General features: G+C 69.7%; 17 protein-coding genes. 5 read left to right on the top strand and 12 right to left on the bottom strand.

Annotation, left to right across the window (positions count from 1 at the left end; all coding sequences use genetic code 11):
• Nucleotides 1–1,326 carry a DNA-protecting protein DprA gene (locus tag IPN02_05680; GenBank protein ID MBK9296349.1) on the bottom strand — a complete coding sequence of 442 codons (1,326 nt, stop codon included), beginning with the start codon at nt 1,324–1,326 and terminating at the stop codon, nt 1–3.
• Nucleotides 1,326–2,891, bottom strand: coding sequence for a YifB family Mg chelatase-like AAA ATPase (locus IPN02_05675; protein MBK9296348.1), 1,566 nt, complete (start codon nt 2,889–2,891; stop codon nt 1,326–1,328). Before IPN02_05675 ends, IPN02_05680 begins: the two co-directional genes overlap by 1 nt.
• 349 nt (nt 2,892–3,240) lie before the next feature.
• Between IPN02_05675 and IPN02_05670 the strand changes: the two genes are divergently transcribed.
• Nucleotides 3,241–3,468, top strand: coding sequence for a hypothetical protein (locus tag IPN02_05670; GenBank protein MBK9296347.1), 228 nt, complete (start codon nt 3,241–3,243; stop codon nt 3,466–3,468).
• Nucleotides 3,469–3,480: 12 nt separating this feature from the next.
• On the opposite strand, the gene IPN02_05665 is transcribed toward IPN02_05670, so the two are convergent.
• The 6 genes from IPN02_05665 to IPN02_05640 all read right to left on the bottom strand — a co-directional run bounded on the left by IPN02_05665 (nt 3,481) and on the right by IPN02_05640 (nt 7,601).
• Entirely contained in the window at nt 3,481–4,659 is a 1,179-nt protein-coding gene (locus tag IPN02_05665) for a hypothetical protein (GenBank protein MBK9296346.1), read from the bottom strand.
• Nucleotides 4,660–4,685: 26 nt separating this feature from the next.
• Nucleotides 4,686–5,003 (bottom strand): hypothetical protein, encoded by a 318-nt coding sequence (locus tag IPN02_05660; protein ID MBK9296345.1) that lies wholly within the window; start codon nt 5,001–5,003, stop codon nt 4,686–4,688.
• Nucleotides 5,004–5,070: 67 nt separating this feature from the next.
• Nucleotides 5,071–5,319 (bottom strand): hypothetical protein, encoded by a 249-nt coding sequence (locus IPN02_05655; GenBank protein MBK9296344.1) that lies wholly within the window; start codon nt 5,317–5,319, stop codon nt 5,071–5,073.
• Between the two features lie 41 nt (nt 5,320–5,360).
• Nucleotides 5,361–5,783 (bottom strand): YraN family protein, encoded by a 423-nt coding sequence (locus IPN02_05650; GenBank protein MBK9296343.1) that lies wholly within the window; start codon nt 5,781–5,783, stop codon nt 5,361–5,363.
• A gap of 130 nt (nt 5,784–5,913) precedes the next feature.
• The gene (rplS, locus tag IPN02_05645; GenBank protein ID MBK9296342.1) at nt 5,914–6,258 is read right to left on the bottom strand and encodes a 50S ribosomal protein L19; all 345 of its coding nucleotides are present in this window, start codon (nt 6,256–6,258) and stop codon (nt 5,914–5,916) included.
• Nucleotides 6,259–6,443: 185 nt separating this feature from the next.
• Entirely contained in the window at nt 6,444–7,601 is a 1,158-nt protein-coding gene (locus IPN02_05640) for a thiolase family protein (protein ID MBK9296341.1), read from the bottom strand.
• Nucleotides 7,602–7,761: 160 nt separating this feature from the next.
• On the opposite strand from IPN02_05640, the gene IPN02_05635 reads away from it, so the two are divergent.
• Both IPN02_05635 and IPN02_05630 read left to right on the top strand, forming a co-directional pair.
• A complete protein-coding gene (locus IPN02_05635; protein MBK9296340.1) occupies nt 7,762–8,730 on the top strand; it encodes an ATP-binding cassette domain-containing protein in 969 nt (322 codons plus the stop codon).
• Nucleotides 8,727–9,632: an ABC transporter permease gene (locus IPN02_05630; GenBank protein ID MBK9296339.1), complete on the top strand. Its 906-nt coding sequence runs from the start codon at nt 8,727–8,729 to the stop codon at nt 9,630–9,632. The genes IPN02_05635 and IPN02_05630 overlap by 4 nt, the downstream gene beginning before the upstream one ends.
• A 22-nt stretch (nt 9,633–9,654) precedes the next feature.
• Here IPN02_05630 and IPN02_05625 read toward each other — a convergent pair whose 3' ends face one another.
• Together IPN02_05625 and IPN02_05620 are read right to left on the bottom strand one after the other, a co-directional pair.
• The gene (locus IPN02_05625; GenBank protein MBK9296338.1) at nt 9,655–10,491 is read right to left on the bottom strand and encodes an SWIM zinc finger family protein; all 837 of its coding nucleotides are present in this window, start codon (nt 10,489–10,491) and stop codon (nt 9,655–9,657) included.
• The gene (locus IPN02_05620; GenBank protein MBK9296337.1) at nt 10,491–13,313 is read right to left on the bottom strand and encodes an ATP-dependent helicase; all 2,823 of its coding nucleotides are present in this window, start codon (nt 13,311–13,313) and stop codon (nt 10,491–10,493) included. Before IPN02_05620 ends, IPN02_05625 begins: the two co-directional genes overlap by 1 nt.
• Nucleotides 13,314–13,499: 186 nt before the next feature.
• Here IPN02_05620 and IPN02_05615 point away from each other — a divergent pair, with 186 nt between their 5' ends.
• Together IPN02_05615 and IPN02_05610 are read left to right on the top strand one after the other, a co-directional pair.
• A complete protein-coding gene (locus IPN02_05615; GenBank protein MBK9296336.1) occupies nt 13,500–14,183 on the top strand; it encodes a response regulator transcription factor in 684 nt (227 codons plus the stop codon).
• Nucleotides 14,184–14,190: 7 nt separating this feature from the next.
• Nucleotides 14,191–15,633 carry a HAMP domain-containing histidine kinase gene (locus tag IPN02_05610; protein MBK9296335.1) on the top strand — a complete coding sequence of 481 codons (1,443 nt, stop codon included), beginning with the start codon at nt 14,191–14,193 and terminating at the stop codon, nt 15,631–15,633.
• 188 nt (nt 15,634–15,821) lie between these two features.
• Here IPN02_05610 and IPN02_05605 read toward each other — a convergent pair whose 3' ends face one another.
• On the bottom strand, nt 15,822–17,174 hold the full coding sequence (locus IPN02_05605) for a HAMP domain-containing protein (protein ID MBK9296334.1): 1,353 nt from the start codon (nt 17,172–17,174) through the stop codon (nt 15,822–15,824).
• On the bottom strand, nt 17,171–17,842 hold the full coding sequence (locus IPN02_05600; GenBank protein MBK9296333.1) for a response regulator transcription factor: 672 nt from the start codon (nt 17,840–17,842) through the stop codon (nt 17,171–17,173). Before IPN02_05600 ends, IPN02_05605 begins: the two co-directional genes overlap by 4 nt.
• Nucleotides 17,843–17,887: the final 45 nt, after the last annotated feature.

Raw genomic sequence — 17,887 nt, 5'->3', positions numbered from 1 at the left:
TCACGAACCCCGCCCCGTCGCCTCGAACCAACCCTCCCGCTCGACCAGCGCGCCCCGGTGGCACAAGCGACCAACCGCTGCGGCGACGTCGACCAGGCTGACGTCGACCTGGGCGGAATCCAGGGCATCGGCGATGCGCTCCAGGCTGACGCGCTGCCACCCCGCAGCATCCAACACCGCCGTTTCGATCGGGTCGAACCCCTCGCCGGTGGCATGCGAGCCATCGCCGGCGGGCACGGACCCCTGGCCAGCGCCGCTGCCGGGGTCATTATCCGGCTCGCCGTCCGTCTGAGCTCCGGGTTTGTCGCCGATCTCGGACGTCAGGTCGAACAACGGGGTTTGAGACGGCGGGCGGCGGCGGCGAGGAACGGGTGGGCAACTGCTCGCCTGACGAGACAACGCCGTCAGCACGTCGAGCACGTCGACGCACGGGTCGCAGCCTTCGGAGATCAACATGTTGGTGCCCTCCGAGGCTCGGGAGCGCACCGATCCGGGCACCGCCAGCACGGGCCGGGAACGATCGATCGCCTCCCGTACCGTGTGCATCGATCCGCCCGAGCGGGCCGACTCGACGACGACGACCACGTCGGCGAGGGCGGCCAGTAGCCGGTTACGGGCAGGAAAGCGCCACGCGTTGGGGGGAATGCCAGGCGGCCACTCCCCCAGCAGCCCACCTCCCGCCGCCACCTCCTCCCACAGGCGTCGGTGTTCGGGCGGATAGATCACGTCGGGGCCGCAGCCGATGACGCCGATCGCCACGGTGGCCTCGACAGCAAGGGCGCCCCGATGGGCGGCTGCGTCGATCCCGCGCGCCAAGCCGGACAGCACGGTGATCGAGCGACCGGCAAGCTCGGCCCCAAGCTCGGCCGCCACCTCCCGGCCCACCTGCGATGCGCGCCTGGTACCGATGATCGCGACGGTTGCGTCGTGTTCGTCCGGACCGGCGCCGCGCCCCCGCCGGAGGAGAACGGCGGGGGCGCGGGGATCGTCGGACAGTCGGGTCGGGTAGCCCTCCTCCCCGGGCATCACAGCCCGGGCATCGGCTGCGGCCAAACGCTCAGCCGTGCGGGCCACCGCGTCGCATGAGGCCACCTGTCCCTGCCAGGTTCGCCAGCGTTCGGGCTCGACATCACCACACACTGGCGAGCGCAGACGGCGAAGACGGTCGATGGCCTCGTGTGGTCCCGGGTCGGCACACCAGCGGGCCAACAGGCCCATGCCCATCCCCTCAAGGCCGGCCAGAGTGGCCGCCGCCAGCGCCGTCTCGCTTCCAACTGCCGCGTCGGTTGTCGACGGCTCGTGCGGGACGGCACCTGCATCGCCCATCACGCCACCGCCATCAGCTGGATGCCCACCTCGGCCCGCAACCCCAAGGCCACCTGCATCGTGGCCTCGTCGAGGGTGCCATCGGCGCCGCCGAGGTCGCGCAAGGTCAGGGCCACGGCCCGCAGTCGTGCCATGCCCCGCCCGCTCAACCGTCCGCTTCGCAAGGCCTGATCGAGCACCTCGCGCGCGCCGGGGGTCAGCCGGGTGTGGTGTTCGAGGGCCTCCAGGTCGAGCTCTCGGTTGGCCGCAACGCCGCGACCCCGGGCGGCTGCACGCGCCCGCGCCACCCGTTCGGCCACCTGCGCCGACGGTTCGCCCGCCGGGGCATCGACCAGCTCCTCCGGGGCGAGCGCCTCGACCCGCACCCGCAGGTCGAACCGGTCGAGCAGGGGGCCCGAGATGCGCCGGGCGTACCGCCGCAGCGCCGGTTCGCTGCAACGGCACCGTTCGGGCGTGCCCGAGCCGCACGGGCACGGGTTCATCGCTGCCACCAACAGGCAGCGAGCGGGAAACGACACGGTGGCATGGGCCCGGCTCACCCGGATTGCGCCGTCCTCCAACGGCTGTCGCAGGGCGTCCAGGGCATGGGCGGGAAACTCGGCCAACTCGTCCAGAAAAAGCACACCACCGTGGGCCAGGCTGACCTCGCCCGGACGCATCTGGCCGCTGCCCCCACCGACCAGCGACACGACGGTGGCGGTGTGATGGGGCGCCCGAAACGGGGCCACGACGACCAGTTCACCTTCGGCACCGCGGCGCAACGGACCGGCGGCTGCCCCGTTGCCGGCGGACGAGGCCCGACCGAACAACAACCCGGCCGCCGAGTGCACCCGGATCACCTCGGCGCCACGGTCGGAGTCGAGGTTGGGCAAAAGCCCGATGCTGCGCTGGGCCAGCATCGTCTTGCCCGACCCCGGAGGGCCGAGCATCAGCAGGTGGTGGCCGCCGCCCGCCGCCACCTCGATCGCCAGCTTGGCCACGCGATGACCGCGCACCTCGGACAGGTCGGGCCCTGGGGTGACCTGTGGCACCGTCAGCTCGGGGGGATCGGGCCAGCGCTCCTCGCCGGCCAGGGCTGCGACCACCTCAGCCAGCGTGGTGCCCACCAGGATCTGCCGGTCGGACAGCTGCGCTTCGGCGGCATTCTCCGACGGCACGACCACCCGGGGTGCAGCGGTGGCCTCGACCAACGGCAACACACCCCGCACGCCGCGCACCGTGCCGTCGAGACCCAGTTCGCCGAGCAGGCCGGTGTTCTCGACTGCGGCGGCATCGAGCTGACCGGAGGCGACCAGGTAGGCGATGGCGATCGGCAGGTCCAGCGCCGAACCGCTCTTGCGCAGGCCGGAGGGTGCCAGGTTGACCGTGACGACCTCGCTGCCGCTGAACGTGAGACCGGCGTTGAGGATCGCCGCCCTGATCCGATCGCGCGACTCCCGGCACGCCGCATCGGGCAGGCCGACCATGACGAACCGGGGAAGTCCCATCTTGGAGACGTGTACCTCGACCCATACGCCGCGTCCATCGACACCGAGCAGGGTTGCGGACGCGACGGTGGCCAGCATGATGCCTCGAGTTTCGTCAGGGAAGGTTTCGTCATGGAGTGGCGAGGTGTGGGCCACCTGCGAGCCGTGCACTGACCCTACGAACGATGGGTGACGCTGGGAACCCCCGGCGGCCGGGCCGCGCGACCCGCGTTGCGCCGCAGCGCCCGCCGCAGGAAGGCCCGCCGCAGGAAGGCCCGCCGCAGGAACCCGCCGAGCGGGGCGCACTGCCGGCTGGGCCGCCCTTCGGGCACACTGGTGCGATGGGATTCAATCCTCATCTCAAGTCCGACAAGACGCCCGCCGACTATCTGCTGGTGGCGGTGGCGCTGATCGTCTGTGCCGGCCTGGTGATCTGGGGCATCCTCGGGTGAGTGCTCGACGGCGGCGACCGGCGCCACCCGATCCGTTCGATCCCGGCGCCGTCGAGGTTCGTCGCGTCCAGCCGTATCAGGCCAACAAGGCCTACACCTGCCCATGGTGTCATCGCGAGCTGCCCCGGGGCCTGGGCCATGTGGTGGTCGTCCCCTACGGCGCTGCCGACCTGCGCCGCCACTGGCACCACGGTTGTTGGCAGAAGCGAGTGCGGGTCGGCTGATCCGCCCGGCGCTCAGCCGATGCGGTCCACCTGCACACTGTCGCCGTCCGGCTGCAGCACCATCGTGCCGTCCAGGCTGATCGAGGCCGGGCCGGTCGGGGCCTGCGGGCCCACCTCGACCACCTCACCGACGGTGGTGATCACGACCAGCTTGGAAGGCGGTTGGTCCTCGCTCGGCCCTTCGACATCGGCTTCGGCATCCGTCCGGTCCAGCTCGGCGACGCTGAGCAGCGCGCGATCGTCGCCTCCGCCGTAGAGGTCGACCAACGGCGTGTCGTAGGTGACCACCGACCGCTCCTCCGCTTCGCCGGTCACGGTATCGAGTTCGGCCAGCGTCACCTCGCTGCCTCCATCCTCGCTCGGCCCGACGGCCACATTGGTCAGTCGCCCATCACCGCACATCACTGCGCCGACCAGTCGGGCGTCGAAGCTGTCGATGTCCAGCTCAAAGAGTCGGGCCACGTCGCCCGCCTTGGCCCCAGCGGGGCTGGGCATCACCTCGACCGTGCGCGACGCGGGCTCGGCCGACCCGCGATGTTCCGGCGAGGACATCACGTAGGCGGCATCGTCACCGGCGCAGAACCGAAATCGAGGGGTGTCGTACTCGGCCTCCCCACCGGCGGCCTCGGCGGCGTCTCGGATGGCCGCTGCGTCATAGGGTGCCGAACGAAAGGCCTGATCGACCTCCTCGACCGTCGTGGCATCAACCCAGTAGGCGGTGACCGCCGCGTCGGTGCGCACCGAGACCAGCACCAGCGACCCACTCGAACCCACCACCTCGTAGGTGCCCGGCTCGTCCCACAGCTCCCCCGTCGCCTCCACCCGACCTTCCGGGCTCAGGACGATGCCACCGACGTCGCCGCAGACCCCTGACGTTCCCTGGCACGAGGAGTTGAGGACGAACCAGCTGCCGTCGTCCAGCTGAGTGCCACCGATCATGGCGCCGTCCTCGGGCCAGTCGAGCTGACCGTCGACACCGACTTTGACCAGGTGCGTGGGCCGCCCGGGCTTCCCGGTCGAGACCAGAAATTCGGAGTCGCCGGCCACGGTCGGCCCGTCGTTGGGCTCGACCGAGATCGGTTTCGGCTCGGGTGTCGAGTCCTCATCGCCCCCGCCGCAACCCGCAGCCAGAAGCGTGAGCCCAACGAGCACGGCGAGCGCACGAATGCCGAGCCTCCAACGCCGTTCCATCGCAGCGACGGTAGTTCGGTGCATCCTCAGACCGCCTCGACATAGACGTCATCTGCCCGCTCAGCCAGCGCGCAGATGTCGCTGCTGTCCCCGGTGACGACGACTCCGCCCGGTTCCGCCAGAGCCACGATCAGCGCGTCGACGGCGGAGCCTCGACCAGCCGAGGTTCGGAGCCGAGCCGCCCGTCGGGCCAGTCTCTCGGAGACGACCGGCTCGATTCGACACGACTTCAAAAACTGGTTGGTCGGCGCATCGGGCCCGGGTCGTCCTTGGAGCGCCTCGACCATCGTCATCGTCGAGACGACCGGTGGCCAGTGACCACGACGCTCGAGCAGAACAGCCACAGCCAAGCTCCTCACCGACCGCGTTGCGAGCAGCGTGAGGCCACCACTGTCCAGCACTGCGATGCGGCTAGCCATCGGATTTGCTGAGGTGCAGGTCGATCCGATCGACGATCTCCTCGGCCCAGGCCCAGTCCTCGGTGGACGGCTCCCCCACCTCCGCCCGGAGTTCATCGAGGTAGACCTCGAGCGCAGCCACCTTGTCCCTCCGGTCGAGTTCCTCCCGCACCGCGTTCTGGAACAGCTTCGATGCCGGCAGGTCATACTCCTTCACTTGCTGATACAGATCGTCAGGCAGGTACAGCTGAATCCGGGGCATGCGCCTAAGTATGCGCCTACCACCAAACCTGTCAACCGCCATCAGAACGCGCTCTCGATGACCGAGACCTCGCCCGCCAGCACCGAGGCCACGTCGAAGCGCACCCGACCGAGCCCTCCGCCGTGTTCGACCAGCCAGGCCGCACCGAGACGACGTAGCCGCGCCTGCTTGGCGTAGCCCACCGCCAACGCCGGCACACCGAAGCGATCGCTGGTGCGGGTCTTCACCTCGACGATCGCCACCTCGCCCGGGCGACCGACCACCAGGTCGATCTCGCCTCGGGCGCAGCGCCAGTTGCGATCGAGCACCTCATAGCCGCGGGCCTCGTACCAGCGAGCCACCCTGGCCTCGCCCCAGGCGCCGAGCGCTTGACGAGATCGATCGACCGTCTTGGCGGCGGGCTGCACATCGGAAGACTGCCCGACGGGATGACCGCCAGAGGGTGACACGTCGCTGCGGGGCATCACCCCAGCATGGGCGACTCTGACCACCGGCCGACATGGTGCGCGCACCCCGGGGAGTGCAGCCCGCAAACTGAAGACGCGAGCCTCAGCGGATCGCCGAGGCCGGGTTGCCGACGTCAGGTACGAGGTATCAGTTGCGCAGTTCGCGGATCTTGGCCCGCTTACCCACCCGATCGCGCAGGTAGTACAGCTTGGCCCTGCGCACGTCGCCGCGGCTGACCACCTCGAGGTGATCGATCGTCGGGCAGTGCACCGGCCAGATGCGCTCGACGCCGACGCCGTAGGACACCTTGCGGACGGTGAAGGTCTCGTGCACCCCGCCGTGCTCACGACGAATCACCGAGCCCTGGAACACCTGGATGCGCTCCTTCTGACCCTCAACCACCTTCACGTGAACCTTCACGTTGTCGCCGACGGCAAAATCCGGCAGGTCGTCTCGGACGGTACCGGCGTCGATGAAATCGGTGGCCTTCATAATGAGCTCCGGAGGATTGCGGCGTGGCGACGGGCGAGCCACGGAGTGGCTCGGGGGTTCGCAACGAGCGCCGCGGTCAGGCGAACGGGGAACCGGGAAATGGTAGCGGTCGTCGGGCCTCCGGACCAAGCGCAGACCGGCCCGGGCTGCGTCACGGTCGGGTGGGCGGCCGGCGACCCGAGCGGTCAGACCCGCTCGATCACCGTCGCTGCGCCCATGCCGCCGGCGGCACACATCGTGGCAACGCCCCACTGCTTGTCGGTGCGGGCCAACTGGTGCGCCATCGTGACGAGCATGCGGGCACCGGTGCAGGCGACCGGGTGGCCAAGCGAACAGCCCGAGCCCACCTGGTTGGTGATCTCGTCGTCGAGGCCCAGCTCCCGGGCGGAGGCGACCGCCATCGACGAGAACGCCTCGTTGATCTCGATGGCGTCGATGTCCTCGATGCCGATGCCGGCCAGCTTGAGCGCCTTGGGTACCGCCAGCGTGGGCGCGAGACCGTTGCGCTCCACGGTGTCGGCCACCGAGGCCCACGAGCGGACGATCGCCAACGGCGTCAGGCCGTGGCTTTCGGCGAACTCCCGGCTGCACAGCACCATCGCTGCGGCGGCGTCGTTAAGGCCGGAGCTGTTGCCGGGGGTGACGATCGCCCCTTCGAGCATCGGGTTGATCACGGGAAGCGAGGCCAGCTTCTCCAGCGAGGAAGTGCGCCGGGGATGCTCGTCGACGCTGAACTCGGCGCCGTCGCCCAGCGGTACACTCACCAGTTCGGCATCGAAGTAGCCGTTGTCGATGGCGGCGATCGCCCGCTGGTGGGAGTGGAACGCCCACTCGTCTGCCTGCTCGCGGGTGACGCCGGCGATGCGGGCGGTGTTCTCGCCCACGGTCATCGCCATGTTCATCGCCGGCGTGATGTCGGTCTCGGGATGGGCCGCAGGGAACCACGGCGCCTGGACCCCGTCCGGGCCGGGCTTCATCGTGGCGGGGGCGGTCGACATGGACTCGACGCCGCCCGCGATGCCGCACTCGACCATGCCGGCAGCGATGTTGGCCGCCAGGTAGTTCACCGCCGACATCCCCGAGGCACACCAGCGCTGGATCGCGGCGCCCGGCACGTTGTCGAGCCCCAGCTCGATGGCGGTGTAGCGGGCGATGTTGCCGCCACCCTGCATCGACTCCCCCATCACCAGGTCCTCGATCGCCTCGCCGGGAACACCGGAGCGTTCCAGAGCGGCCCCGACCGCCACCTGGGACAGCTCCAACGCGGAGGTTCCCACCAGCGAGCCCTTGTAGGCGGTTGCGATGGGGGTACGAACAGCGCTTGCGATTACGACGTCAGCCATCGGCGCAGCCTACCCGTCAGCCCAAAACAAGAACACGTTCTCGTTTCGGTGCGACCCGACGTTGTCACCGATCGGCGCGATGATTTCCGACGACGCGATCCGTCCATCAACCGGGCCCAACGACGAACAGCCCCTCCCGACAACAGAAACCGGCAACACCATGACCGCAATCATCGAGGCCACGGGGCTTCGCAAGACCTATGGCGACACCACCGCCATGGACGGCATCGACCTGGTCGCCCAGAGCGGCTGCCTGACGGCCCTGCTCGGACCCAACGGCGCCGGCAAGACCACCTTCATCTCGGCGGTGGCCACCCTGGTGAAGCCCGACTCGGGCACGCTGCTGGTCGGCGGCATCGACGCCGTGGCTCACCCCCAGCGGGTGCGGCCCATCCTGGGCCTGGCCGGACAGTATGCGTCGGTCGAACCGGCGATGACCGGCCGGGAAAACGTTCAGCAAATCGGCCGCCTGTTCGGGCTCAACCGCAGCGACGCCCGATCGGCTGCCGACGACGTCCTGGCCAAGCTGGGCCTGAGCGATGCCGCCGACCGGTTGGTCCGCACCTACTCGGGCGGCATGCGCCGCCGGCTGGACCTGGGCGCCAGCCTGGTGGGCAACCCACGGCTGCTGCTGTTGGACGAGCCGACCACCGGGCTGGACCCCGGCAGCCGCCTGGAGCTGTGGGAGGCGATCCGCCAGCTGGTGGCCGGCGGCACCGACGTGCTGCTGACCACGCAGTACCTGGAGGAGGCCGACCACCTGGCACGCGACGTGATCATCATCGACCACGGCAAGGTGATTGCTTCGGGCACGCCCAACGAACTGAAGAGCCGCTCGGGCCGCGACGTGATCGAGATCCACCCGGCCCGCCAGGAGGACCTGGCGGCGGTGGCCGCCATCGTTCAGTCGGTGATCGACCACGATGTCCACGTCGAGCAGGAATCGCTCGAGGTGACCGCCGCCATCGACGACGCAGCACAGTTTGCGGCGATCGTTCGGGCCGTCACCGACAGCGGCATCGATCTGGACGACATCGCCAAGCGGCGTCCCACCCTGGACGAGGTGTTCCTCGGAATGACCGGGCAACCAGCATCCGAGACCCCAACGACCGAGGGAGCAGCGGCATGACCGTCGACACCAATACATCCCCAACAGGCACATCCCCAGGTGGCACATCCCCCACCCGCACGACACCGAACAGCACGGCCGACCTCGCCCGTCCGCGGGCCGACCGACCGGCGACGACCGGTGCCGGATTTGTCGTGACCTCGATGGAGTCGGCCCGACGCACCGTGCTGCAGTTCTTCCGCACCCCGCAGGTGCTCGTCATGAGCACCGTCCAGGGCGCCATGTTTCTGTTCATGTTCCGCTACGTATTCGGCGGCGCAATCTCCACCGGCGGGGACCTCTCCTACGTCAACTTCCTCGTTCCCGGGTTCCTGGTCACCGTGATCCTGTGGACGGGCATGGGCGCCGCCTCGGGCGTGGCCGAGGACTCGGCCAGCGGCGTGTACGACCGCATGCGCTCGTTGCCCGTGCCCCGCTCCGCCGTCATGGTCGGACGGGCGCTGGCCGACATCGGCCTGGTCTCCTGGGGAGTGCTGACGACGGCCATCATCGGGTTCCTCATCGGGTTTCGTCCCGACGGATCGGTGCTTGCAGTGCTCGCCGGGTTTGGCCTGATCATCGTCGCCTCAGGTGCGTTCGCCTGGGTGTTCATCGTGCTCGGCCTCGTCTCCGGCAACGCCCAGGCCGCGCAAGGCATGTCGATGCTCATCATCCCCTTCTCGTTCATCTCCAGCGCCAACGTGCCGGTGTCGTCGATGCCCGGCTGGATGCAGCCCTTCGCCGCCAACCAGCCGATCTCGGTCATCATCAACGCAGTGCGGTCGCTGATGGTTGGCGGCACCGACGTGGTCGGCATCGGCCACACCACTACCTACTGGGTGGCACTCAGCCTGGTCTGGAGCGCCGGGATAGCGCTGGTGTTCGCCACCGTTGCAACCCTGCGCTTCGGCCGCCGCCGCTGACCCGCCATGATGCCGCCGTTGGTCAGAGGTCGGTCGGGCCGTCGGTGATGATCGGCTCGTAGGCGGCGGCGAACAGTTCGTCGACCGTCGTCCCGGCGGCGTCGATGCCGAGCTCGCCAAGGCGGGCCAACACCCGGTGGGGAGGGTCGGGCGCGGGCGACACGCGAACGTGGAGCGGCCGAGCGCCGGCGTCCAATCTTCCGGGGGTGAGGGGCCACCACGACGGCAGGCCGGCGCTGCCGCTCGCACCTTCTGCGCCGGCGGCTTGGAGGAAGGCCAGCACCTCGTCACGGCCACGGCCGTGCCACTCCAACAGCTTCCACGGGTCGTCGTCGAGCTGGTCGGCGAACACGTACAGCACCGCGGCAATGTGTTTGCACGGGTTCTCCCAGTCCGGACACGAGCAGGTGGCCCGCAGGTCGGACCAGGTGGCGGGAAAAAGGGAGAACCCGGCATCGGCGCAGGCGGCTTCCAGCTCGGGCGGCACCTCACCGGCCAGCAGACCCGCAGCGAAGCGCACCTGGGATCGCAGCGTCTGCTCCAACGCCAGCCACTGCGCGTCGGTCGGCTCGTCGCAGCGGACCGTGACCGCGTACGGGGTGCGGCGCGAACCCTGCACCTGGGCGACGATCATGCCGGGGTTCACCTCCACCGACAGCACCTGGCCGCTGCGGGCGTAGCGGCGACCCCGCTGCATGCGCCCGCCCAGCCCGTAGCTGTCCAACATGGTGACGAAGCGCCCCGACCACCACTGCTCGGCCATGGCGCCGCGCTGCTTGGACGTGGCGATGCCATCGGCGGGCAGCGGCTTGGATGCCGGATAGTTCTGCCAGCGATCGTCCCAACCCCGGCGTGCCATCAGCCGACCTCCCGGTCCCGCAGCGAGATCACGCTGCGCAACTCGGCGGTGCTCAGCTCGGTTACCCAGCCCTCGCCGGTGCCAACCACCGCTTCGGCCAGCGCCCGCTTCTCGTTGATCATGGCGTCGATGCGCTCCTCGATCGTGCCCACCGACACCAGCTTGTGCACGTCGACCGCGCTGGTTTGCCCGATGCGATAAGCGCGGTCGGTCGCCTGATCCTCCACCGCCGGGTTCCACCAGCGGTCGAGGTGGATCACGTGGCTGGCGGCGGTGAGGTTCAGCCCGGTTCCACCCGCCTTGAGCGACAGGAGGAAGATCGGCGGGCCGTCGGGATCGTCGAAGGCGGTCACCATCTCGTCCCGGCGTTTGCGGGGAACGCCGCCGTGCAGCCACAGCGGTTCGATGCCGTACCGGCGGGCGAAGTGGGCCGCCAACAGGTCGCCCCACGCCGTGTACTGGGTGAAGCACAGCACCTTGTCGCCGACGTCGATGATCTCGTCGAGCAGTTCCTCGGTGCGGGCGAGCTTGCCCGACCGCCCCCGCAGCGCCGACCCATCGCCCAGGAAGTGGGCCGGATGGTTGCAGACCTGCTTCAGCTTGGCGATCGCCGCCAGCACCATCCCGCGGCGGGTGATGTCGGAGTCGTCGGGCGGATCCTCCGGCGGCGCCGCGGCGCCGCCGGCCTTCGAGGGGCGACGCTTTTTGGGTTGTTCGGGCCGCTCCAGCCGCTCGTCCATCTCGTCCATCGATTTCAGCAGGTCATCGACCACCGCCTGGTACAGCGTCGCCTGCTCGTCGGTCAGCGTGCACAGCTGGGTCCGCTCGATCTTGTCGGGCAGGTCGTCGATGATGCTGCGGTCGGACTTCAGGCGGCGCAGCACGAACGGGCCGGTGATGCGTCGCAGCAGCGCCGTGGTCTCCTCGTCGCCGTCGCGTTCGATCGGCCCGGCAAAGCGCTTGGTGAAGCCGGTGATCGTCCCGAGCAGGCCGGGGTTCAGCACGTTCATCAACGACCACAGCTCGGCCAGACGGTTCTCCACCGGGGTGCCGGTGAGGGCGATGCGCCGGGAGGCGACCAGCGCGGCGGTGGCCTTGGCAGCGTTGGTTCGGGGGTTCTTGATGTGCTGGGCCTCGTCCAGCGCCAGCCGACCCCAACTCACGGCGGCGAGATGGTCGGCGTCTCGGGCGACCAGCGAATAGGTGGTGAGCACCACGTCGGTGGCCGCCGCCCGCTCGACAAATTGGGACTCGTGGTCGTGCCGGTCGCCGCCGTGGTGCACCAGCACCGACAGCCCGGGGGCGAACCGTGCGATCTCCCGCTGCCAGTTGCCCAGCACCGACACCGGTGCGATCACCAGGGTGGGCCCGGGCGCCGGGTCGGCCAGCACGGTGGCGATGAGCTGGGCGGTCTTGCCCAGGCCCATGTCGTCGGCCAGGCATGCACCCAACCCGAGCCGTCCGAGGAAGGCCAGCCAGCCCACGCCCCGCTGCTGGTAGGGGCGGAGGACGCCCTCGAACCCGGGCGGGTCGACCACCGGGGTGACCGTTCCCGACAGCGCGTCGTCGAGCAGTTGACCCAGCCACCCGGTGGCGGCCACGCCCTCGATCTCGAGCTCGTCGGGTGCGTCCAGGTCGCCGAGGCCCAAATGGGCTCGCAACAGCTCGGACACCTCGGCCTCGCCGACCGTGCCCGCTGCCGCCACGAGTGCGGCCACCCGGTTGGGGTCGATCTGCACCCACTGGCCCCGAATTCGCACCAGCTGCGACTTGGCGGCTGCGGCGGCCTCAAGCCGCCTCAGATCGGCCTTGTTCAGCTTGGTGTCGCCAAGCGCGGCCTGCCAGGTGAAGGACACCAGGGTCTCCAACCCGAGGCCCGACCCGGTGACCACGCCCGGCGGGCTCACCGCCTTGGCCCGCAGCCCGAGGCGCGCCCGGTTGGTCCACCACGAGGGCAACAGCACCGATACCCCCACCTCGGCCAACGGCTCCACCCGCTCGGCGAACGTCAGCAGCCGGGGCGTGTCCAGCGTGAGCGAGTTCGGGACGGCCTCGTCGAGCACGGGTGCCAGCTCGGGCGCCAACCTCACAGCCCGGCCAAGCTGGCCGAGCAACTCGACCACCCCGTCGGCACCGAACAGCGCCCGGTCCTCCCACAGCTCGGCCAGGGTGATCAGCAGGGAGGTCTCGTCGGTGTCCTGGGCCAGCAACTGCAGCCGCCACTGGCTCGCCGCCGTTCCGCGGGCGCCTGGGGGCGGCTCGTGTACCCGGATCGCCAGGCGAACCCGGGTGGCATGATCGGCGCCCGCAGCGATCCACCTATCGACCCGCTGGGCCAGCGCGCCCACCCGTTCCGGGTCGATGCCGTCGGCCAGTCGGCCGTCGTCTCGACCCAGGGCTTCCACCCACGCATGGGGCACGGTCCGCCGGCCGGGCCGACTTGGCACCAGCGCGTGCCCGCTGTTGGCAAGCCGCTCCCTCACCTGCCTGTCGAGCGTCCCGGCCAGTGCCAAAGCCGCCGCACGGTGCCCCTCGGGGGTGTCCTCCACCACGAGCGCGGCGATCATGTCACGGTCGCCGACGGCGGGCAGCGGCCACCACTCCGCCCTACCTCGGCCGTCAGCACTGCGGGTGAGGGCCGGGACGAACCTTCCGGCGTCCACCAGCGAACGCGCGACCGCTGCCGTCCGTTCCTCGTCAGGCAACAGCCGGCGAGCGCCCAGGTTTGGGCTCAGCGTCGCCGATGACTGATCAATAGCGGCGTCGCCGCGCTTTGGGCTGGACGCGCTCCGCCGCTCGTTCGAGGTCGCCCGAGTCGCCATCGCCCCTCGCTGTTGTCGTTGGGTGGTCGCCAGATTCGCGCTCAAAGTCTGGCAGGGAACAATCCTCGCGGGCGCATTGGGTGCTGGGTGACCTGGCGGCCTGGAATCGCGCACTGCCTGGCCACGGCACGCCTACTCTCAGCCTTTTCTCAGCCAATGCTCAGGCGGCGGTGGAAAGCTGTGGCGATGAGCGCCGAACGGTTGTTGCTGGTGGACGATGACGACAACCTGCGATCGATGCTCGATGCTGCGCTCAACCATCACGGCTTTGCGGTGACGGCGCTGGCGAGCGGACGCGACGCTCTGGCAGCGCTGCCCACGGTCGCCCCCGACCTGGTCGTGCTCGACGTGATGATGCCCGACCTCGACGGCTTCGAGGTGTGTCGCCGGCTGCGGGCCGACGGCTCCAAGGTGCCGGTGTTGTTCCTCACCGCCAAGGACGCCACCGAGGACAAGGTGCGGGGCCTCACGCTGGGTGGCGACGACTACCTGGTGAAGCCCTTCAGCCTGGAAGAATTGGTGGCCCGGGTCCAGGCGCTGCTGCGCCGCTCGGGCATGACCCGAAGCGACGGCTCGCTTCTGGAATGCGCTGACCTCGTGCTCGACGAGGACGCCCACCGCGTCACCCGGGCCGGCGCAGAGGTATCGCTGTCGCCGACCGAGTTCAACCTGCTGCGTTACCTGCTCGTGAACCAGGGCCGGGTCCTGTCCAAGGCACAGATTCTCGACCACGTGTGGCACTACGACTTCGGTGGCGACGGCGGCATCGTCGAGACCTACATCGGCTACCTACGCAAGAAGCTGGACAGCGCAGACCCTCGCCTCATCCACACGATCCGCGGGGTGGGCTACACCTTGCGGACCGGCTGAGGGCCCGATGTCGCTCCGCTCCCGGGTGATGGCGGGCATCGCCCTGATCGCCGTCGTGCTGGGCATCGTCACGGTGGCGATCACCAGGATCACCGAGAACAACCTGCTCGGCCAGGTGGATCGCCAGCTGGCCGAGGCGGTCGGACCGATCCGGAACCTCGGCGACTTCGGTCCCCCCGGGCGCGACCGGAGCGGACCCGGCAGCCCAGCCCGCGACGCCCCCGATGCGCCCGGGGGGCCATCCCGATCCCTCAGCTCGCTCTATATCGGCGTTGTCCGCAACGACCGGGTGGAGACAGTGCTCACCCCCGGGCTGCGGGGTGAGCAGGCATCCCCGCCCTCCATCGACGCAGGCACGGCGACGGCTGCAGCCGACTCGAGTCAGGCGTTCACCGTTATGGGCTCGGGAGCCTCCCCCGATTACCGGGTGCTCAGCTACACCGACGACCGGTCGAACACCGTGGTCACCCTGGCGATGCCGCTCGACTCGGTCGATGCCGCCGTCGCCGACCTCATCAAGGTCGAGGCGGCCGGGGCCCTGGTGATCCTCGCGGCGCTCGGCGCCCTTGGCTGGTGGGTCATCCACCTGGGGGTCCGTCCGGTGAAGACGATGACCGGGGTGGCAACGTCGATCGCCGCCGGGGACCTGTCCCAACGCGTGCCCGAAGCCGACGAGCGAACCGAGGCCGGCGAGCTGGCGGCCGCGCTCAACACGATGCTCGGCCACATCGAGACGGCGTTCGAGGAGCGGATCCGCAGCGAGGCCCGCCTGCGGGCCTTTGTGGCCGACGCCTCCCACGAGCTGCGCACGCCGGTAGCGACGATCCGGGGATACGCCGAGCTGTATCGGACGCGGGGCCTGGAATCGCCGGGCGCCTTGGACGATGCGATGGCCCGCACCGAGGCGGAGGCGATTCGCATGGGGTCCCTGGTCGAGGACCTGCTGACGCTCGCCCGCGCCGATCAGGATCGTCCGCTCGACGTGGCGCCCGTCGATCTGAGCGAGCTGGCCGCCGACGCCGCCGCAGACGCACGGGCGGTGGACCCGGACCGCCCGATCGACACCGCCCTGGCCGGGCCGCTTCAAGTGGCGGGCGACCAGGCACGCTTGCATCAGGTGGCGGCCAACCTGCTCACCAACGCGCTGGTGCACACGCCCCCGGGCACGCCGGTTCGGGTGGCGACCAGCCGTGACGGCGACACTGCTGTGCTGACCATCAGCGACGACGGCCCCGGCATGACGCCGGAGACCGCCGCTCGGGCCTTCGAACGCTTCTATCGGGCCGACCCTTCCCGGTCGAGGCACAGCGGCGGCAGCGGCCTTGGACTGTCGATCGTCGAGTCGATGGCGAAGGCACACCACGGCACCGTCGCGCTCGACAGCGGACCGGGCCACGGCACCACTGTGACCGTGCGTTTGCCGCTCAGCGGCCCGTTGAGCCCGGAGTAGACCGCGTCATGGCTGATTCTGAGGTGTGGCCTGGGGCGAGATCCCGGCCGGGGTCGCCGCCGTGCGCTCGTGGATCTCTGCAGCGAGGACGAGGATGGCCTTGATGTCGACCCGAGATGGCGCCGCCAGGTCGCCGTATGGATCCTGCCGCTGAATCGTCCAGTCCCGAACCCAGTCTCAACCAGGCGCTATGCGGACGGAAGGGACACGACCAGACGTGCGCCTCCCAGCGGGCTGTCGTCCACGCGCACCCGACCGCCCAGGTCGCCCACGATTTCGGCGACGATGGCCAGGCCCAACCCGGTGCCCTGATCGGCGGTTCGGGCCGCGTCGAGGCGCGTGAACGGTTCGAACACCCGTTGGCGGTCGGCCTCGGCAATGCCCGGCCCGTCATCGTCCACCGTGATGTCGACGGTCGAGCTGGCGGCGGTCACCGCCACCGCCGTCCGCGATCGGCGGTGGCGGGCTGCATTGTCGAGCAGGTTGGTCAGCACCCGATCCAGCTGGGGCCCGTCGGCCAGGACGATCGCAGGACCGACGCCGGCGAACTCAACGGCGGGCTCGATCCGACGCTCGATCACCGTCCGCGTCAGCGCCTCCACGTCGGTCGCCACCCGCCGGATGGCGGTCTGGGATCCGTCCAGACGGGCAAGCATCAGCAGGTCGGATACCAGGGTCTCGAGCCGTTGGTGATCGATCAGCGAGTCGCCGATGGCGGCCACCAGGTCGTCGACGGATCCCGGGTGCAGGGCGGCCACCTCCAGCACTGCCCGGGAGGATGCCAGGGGGCTTCGCATCTCGTGGGAGGCGTCGGCGACGAAGCGCTGCTGGCGGGTCGACGACGACTCCAGCCGTGCCAGCATGTCGTTCATGGTGGAGGCAAGCCGCGCAATCTCGTCGGTGCTGGCCGGTTGGGGCACCCGGCGGTGCAGGTCGGCCTGGGTGATGTCGGCCACCTCGTCGGTGATCGCACCCACCGGGCGCAGCGCCCGCCCCACCAACAACCTGGTGGTGCCGGCGACCAGCAGGGTCAGCAGCGGAATCCCCCACAGGAAGGTGCGCCACAGCGTCTCCACCGTGTCGTCGGCCGACTCGAGCGATGCAGCGGCCAGCACGGTGAGGTTGTCGCCCGACACCTCGGCGGTGGTCGCCACGATCACGTACCGATCGTCGTCCTCCAGCGGGACGTCGGTGAGGATCTCGGACTCGTGGTCGCCAACGTCGGGACGAAGCTCACTGAGGGCGGGTTCGTCCTCGAGGTTGCCGGTGGCGTCGATCACCGTCCCCTTCGAATCGAGGACCTGGGTGGCGCCCGATTCCTCGCCCGGATAGGCCAGTGGGTTGGGGAGCCTGCCGGTTCGGGCGAGGGCGACCACGTCGTCGGCCCGCACCCGGGCGGCCACCCGCTCGGCATCGACGAGGCGATGGCGAACCAGGCCGGTGAGACCAACCGCCGAGATGACGAGCACCAAGGCGACCACCCCGGCGGCCACCAGCGTGGTCTGGGTGCGCACCGAGCCCCGCCTCGGCGCCCGCCTCACGGCGCAACCATCTGGTATCCGGCGCCTCGTACGGTGCGGATCGTGTCGGTGCCGAAGGGCGCATCGATCTTGCGACGCAGCGCACTGACGTGCACCTCGACCACGTTGAGGTCGCCGTCATAGGCCGCATCCCAGACGTGCTCGACGATCTGAGACTTGGTCACGACGTCGCCCTTGGACCTCATGAGAAACTCGAGCACCGAGAACTCCTTGGCGGTCAGGTCGATCGCCATATCGCCACGGATACACGAGCGGGCCGCCGGGTCGAGCACCAGGTCGCCGACGCTGAGCTTGGCAGGGCGCTCGGTGGCGCCTCGCCTCAGCAACGCCCGGATGTGGGCGACGAGGACGACAAACGAAAATGGCTTCGACAGGTAGCCGTCCGCACCGGTGTCGAGCGCTTCGGCCTCGTCGTACTCACCGTTCTTGGCCGTCAGCATCAGGATCGGAGTCCACACACCGGCCTCGCGAAGACGGGCGCACACGGTGTAACCGCTGATACCCGGCAACATGATGTCCAACACGATGGCGTCGTAGGCCACTTCGGTTGCCATCCAGAGCCCCTCGTCGCCGGTGGCCGCAACGTCCACGGCAAAGCCTTCGGCCTCCAAGCCGCGTTTGACCGCGGCGGCCAGCCGAGGTTCGTCGTCCACCACCAGAATTCTCATGGCCTGCCCGGGTTCGTCGTCGTCAATTGAAGCATGTGACCCTGG

Origin of the sequence: Candidatus Microthrix subdominans, from assembly GCA_016719385.1 — a bacterium.
Taxonomy (GTDB): Bacteria; Actinomycetota; Acidimicrobiia; order Acidimicrobiales; family Microtrichaceae; genus Microthrix; species Microthrix subdominans.
This window is presented reverse-complemented; position numbering and strand designations above follow the sequence as displayed.

Excerpts from the sequence above, each read along its gene's own strand:
- IPN02_05620 (MBK9296337.1), bottom strand. The coding sequence starts at position 13,313 with ATGGCGACTCGGGCGACCTCGAACGAGCGGCGGAGCGCGTCCAGCCCA.
- IPN02_05600 (MBK9296333.1), bottom strand. The coding sequence starts at position 17,842 with ATGAGAATTCTGGTGGTGGACGACGAACCTCGGCTGGCCGCCGCGGTC.
- IPN02_05635 (MBK9296340.1), top strand. The coding sequence starts at position 7,762 with ATGACCGCAATCATCGAGGCCACGGGGCTTCGCAAGACCTATGGCGAC.
- IPN02_05655 (MBK9296344.1), bottom strand. The coding sequence starts at position 5,319 with ATGCCCCGGATTCAGCTGTACCTGCCTGACGATCTGTATCAGCAAGTG.
- rplS (MBK9296342.1), bottom strand. The coding sequence starts at position 6,258 with ATGAAGGCCACCGATTTCATCGACGCCGGTACCGTCCGAGACGACCTG.
- IPN02_05630 (MBK9296339.1), top strand. The coding sequence starts at position 8,727 with ATGACCGTCGACACCAATACATCCCCAACAGGCACATCCCCAGGTGGC.
- IPN02_05680 (MBK9296349.1), bottom strand. The coding sequence starts at position 1,326 with ATGGGCGATGCAGGTGCCGTCCCGCACGAGCCGTCGACAACCGACGCG.
- IPN02_05625 (MBK9296338.1), bottom strand. The coding sequence starts at position 10,491 with ATGGCACGCCGGGGTTGGGACGATCGCTGGCAGAACTATCCGGCATCC.
- IPN02_05675 (MBK9296348.1), bottom strand. The coding sequence starts at position 2,891 with ATGCTGGCCACCGTCGCGTCCGCAACCCTGCTCGGTGTCGATGGACGC.
- IPN02_05610 (MBK9296335.1), top strand. The coding sequence starts at position 14,191 with ATGTCGCTCCGCTCCCGGGTGATGGCGGGCATCGCCCTGATCGCCGTC.
- IPN02_05665 (MBK9296346.1), bottom strand. The coding sequence starts at position 4,659 with ATGGAACGGCGTTGGAGGCTCGGCATTCGTGCGCTCGCCGTGCTCGTT.
- IPN02_05615 (MBK9296336.1), top strand. The coding sequence starts at position 13,500 with ATGAGCGCCGAACGGTTGTTGCTGGTGGACGATGACGACAACCTGCGA.
- IPN02_05650 (MBK9296343.1), bottom strand. The coding sequence starts at position 5,783 with ATGCCCCGCAGCGACGTGTCACCCTCTGGCGGTCATCCCGTCGGGCAG.
- IPN02_05640 (MBK9296341.1), bottom strand. The coding sequence starts at position 7,601 with ATGGCTGACGTCGTAATCGCAAGCGCTGTTCGTACCCCCATCGCAACC.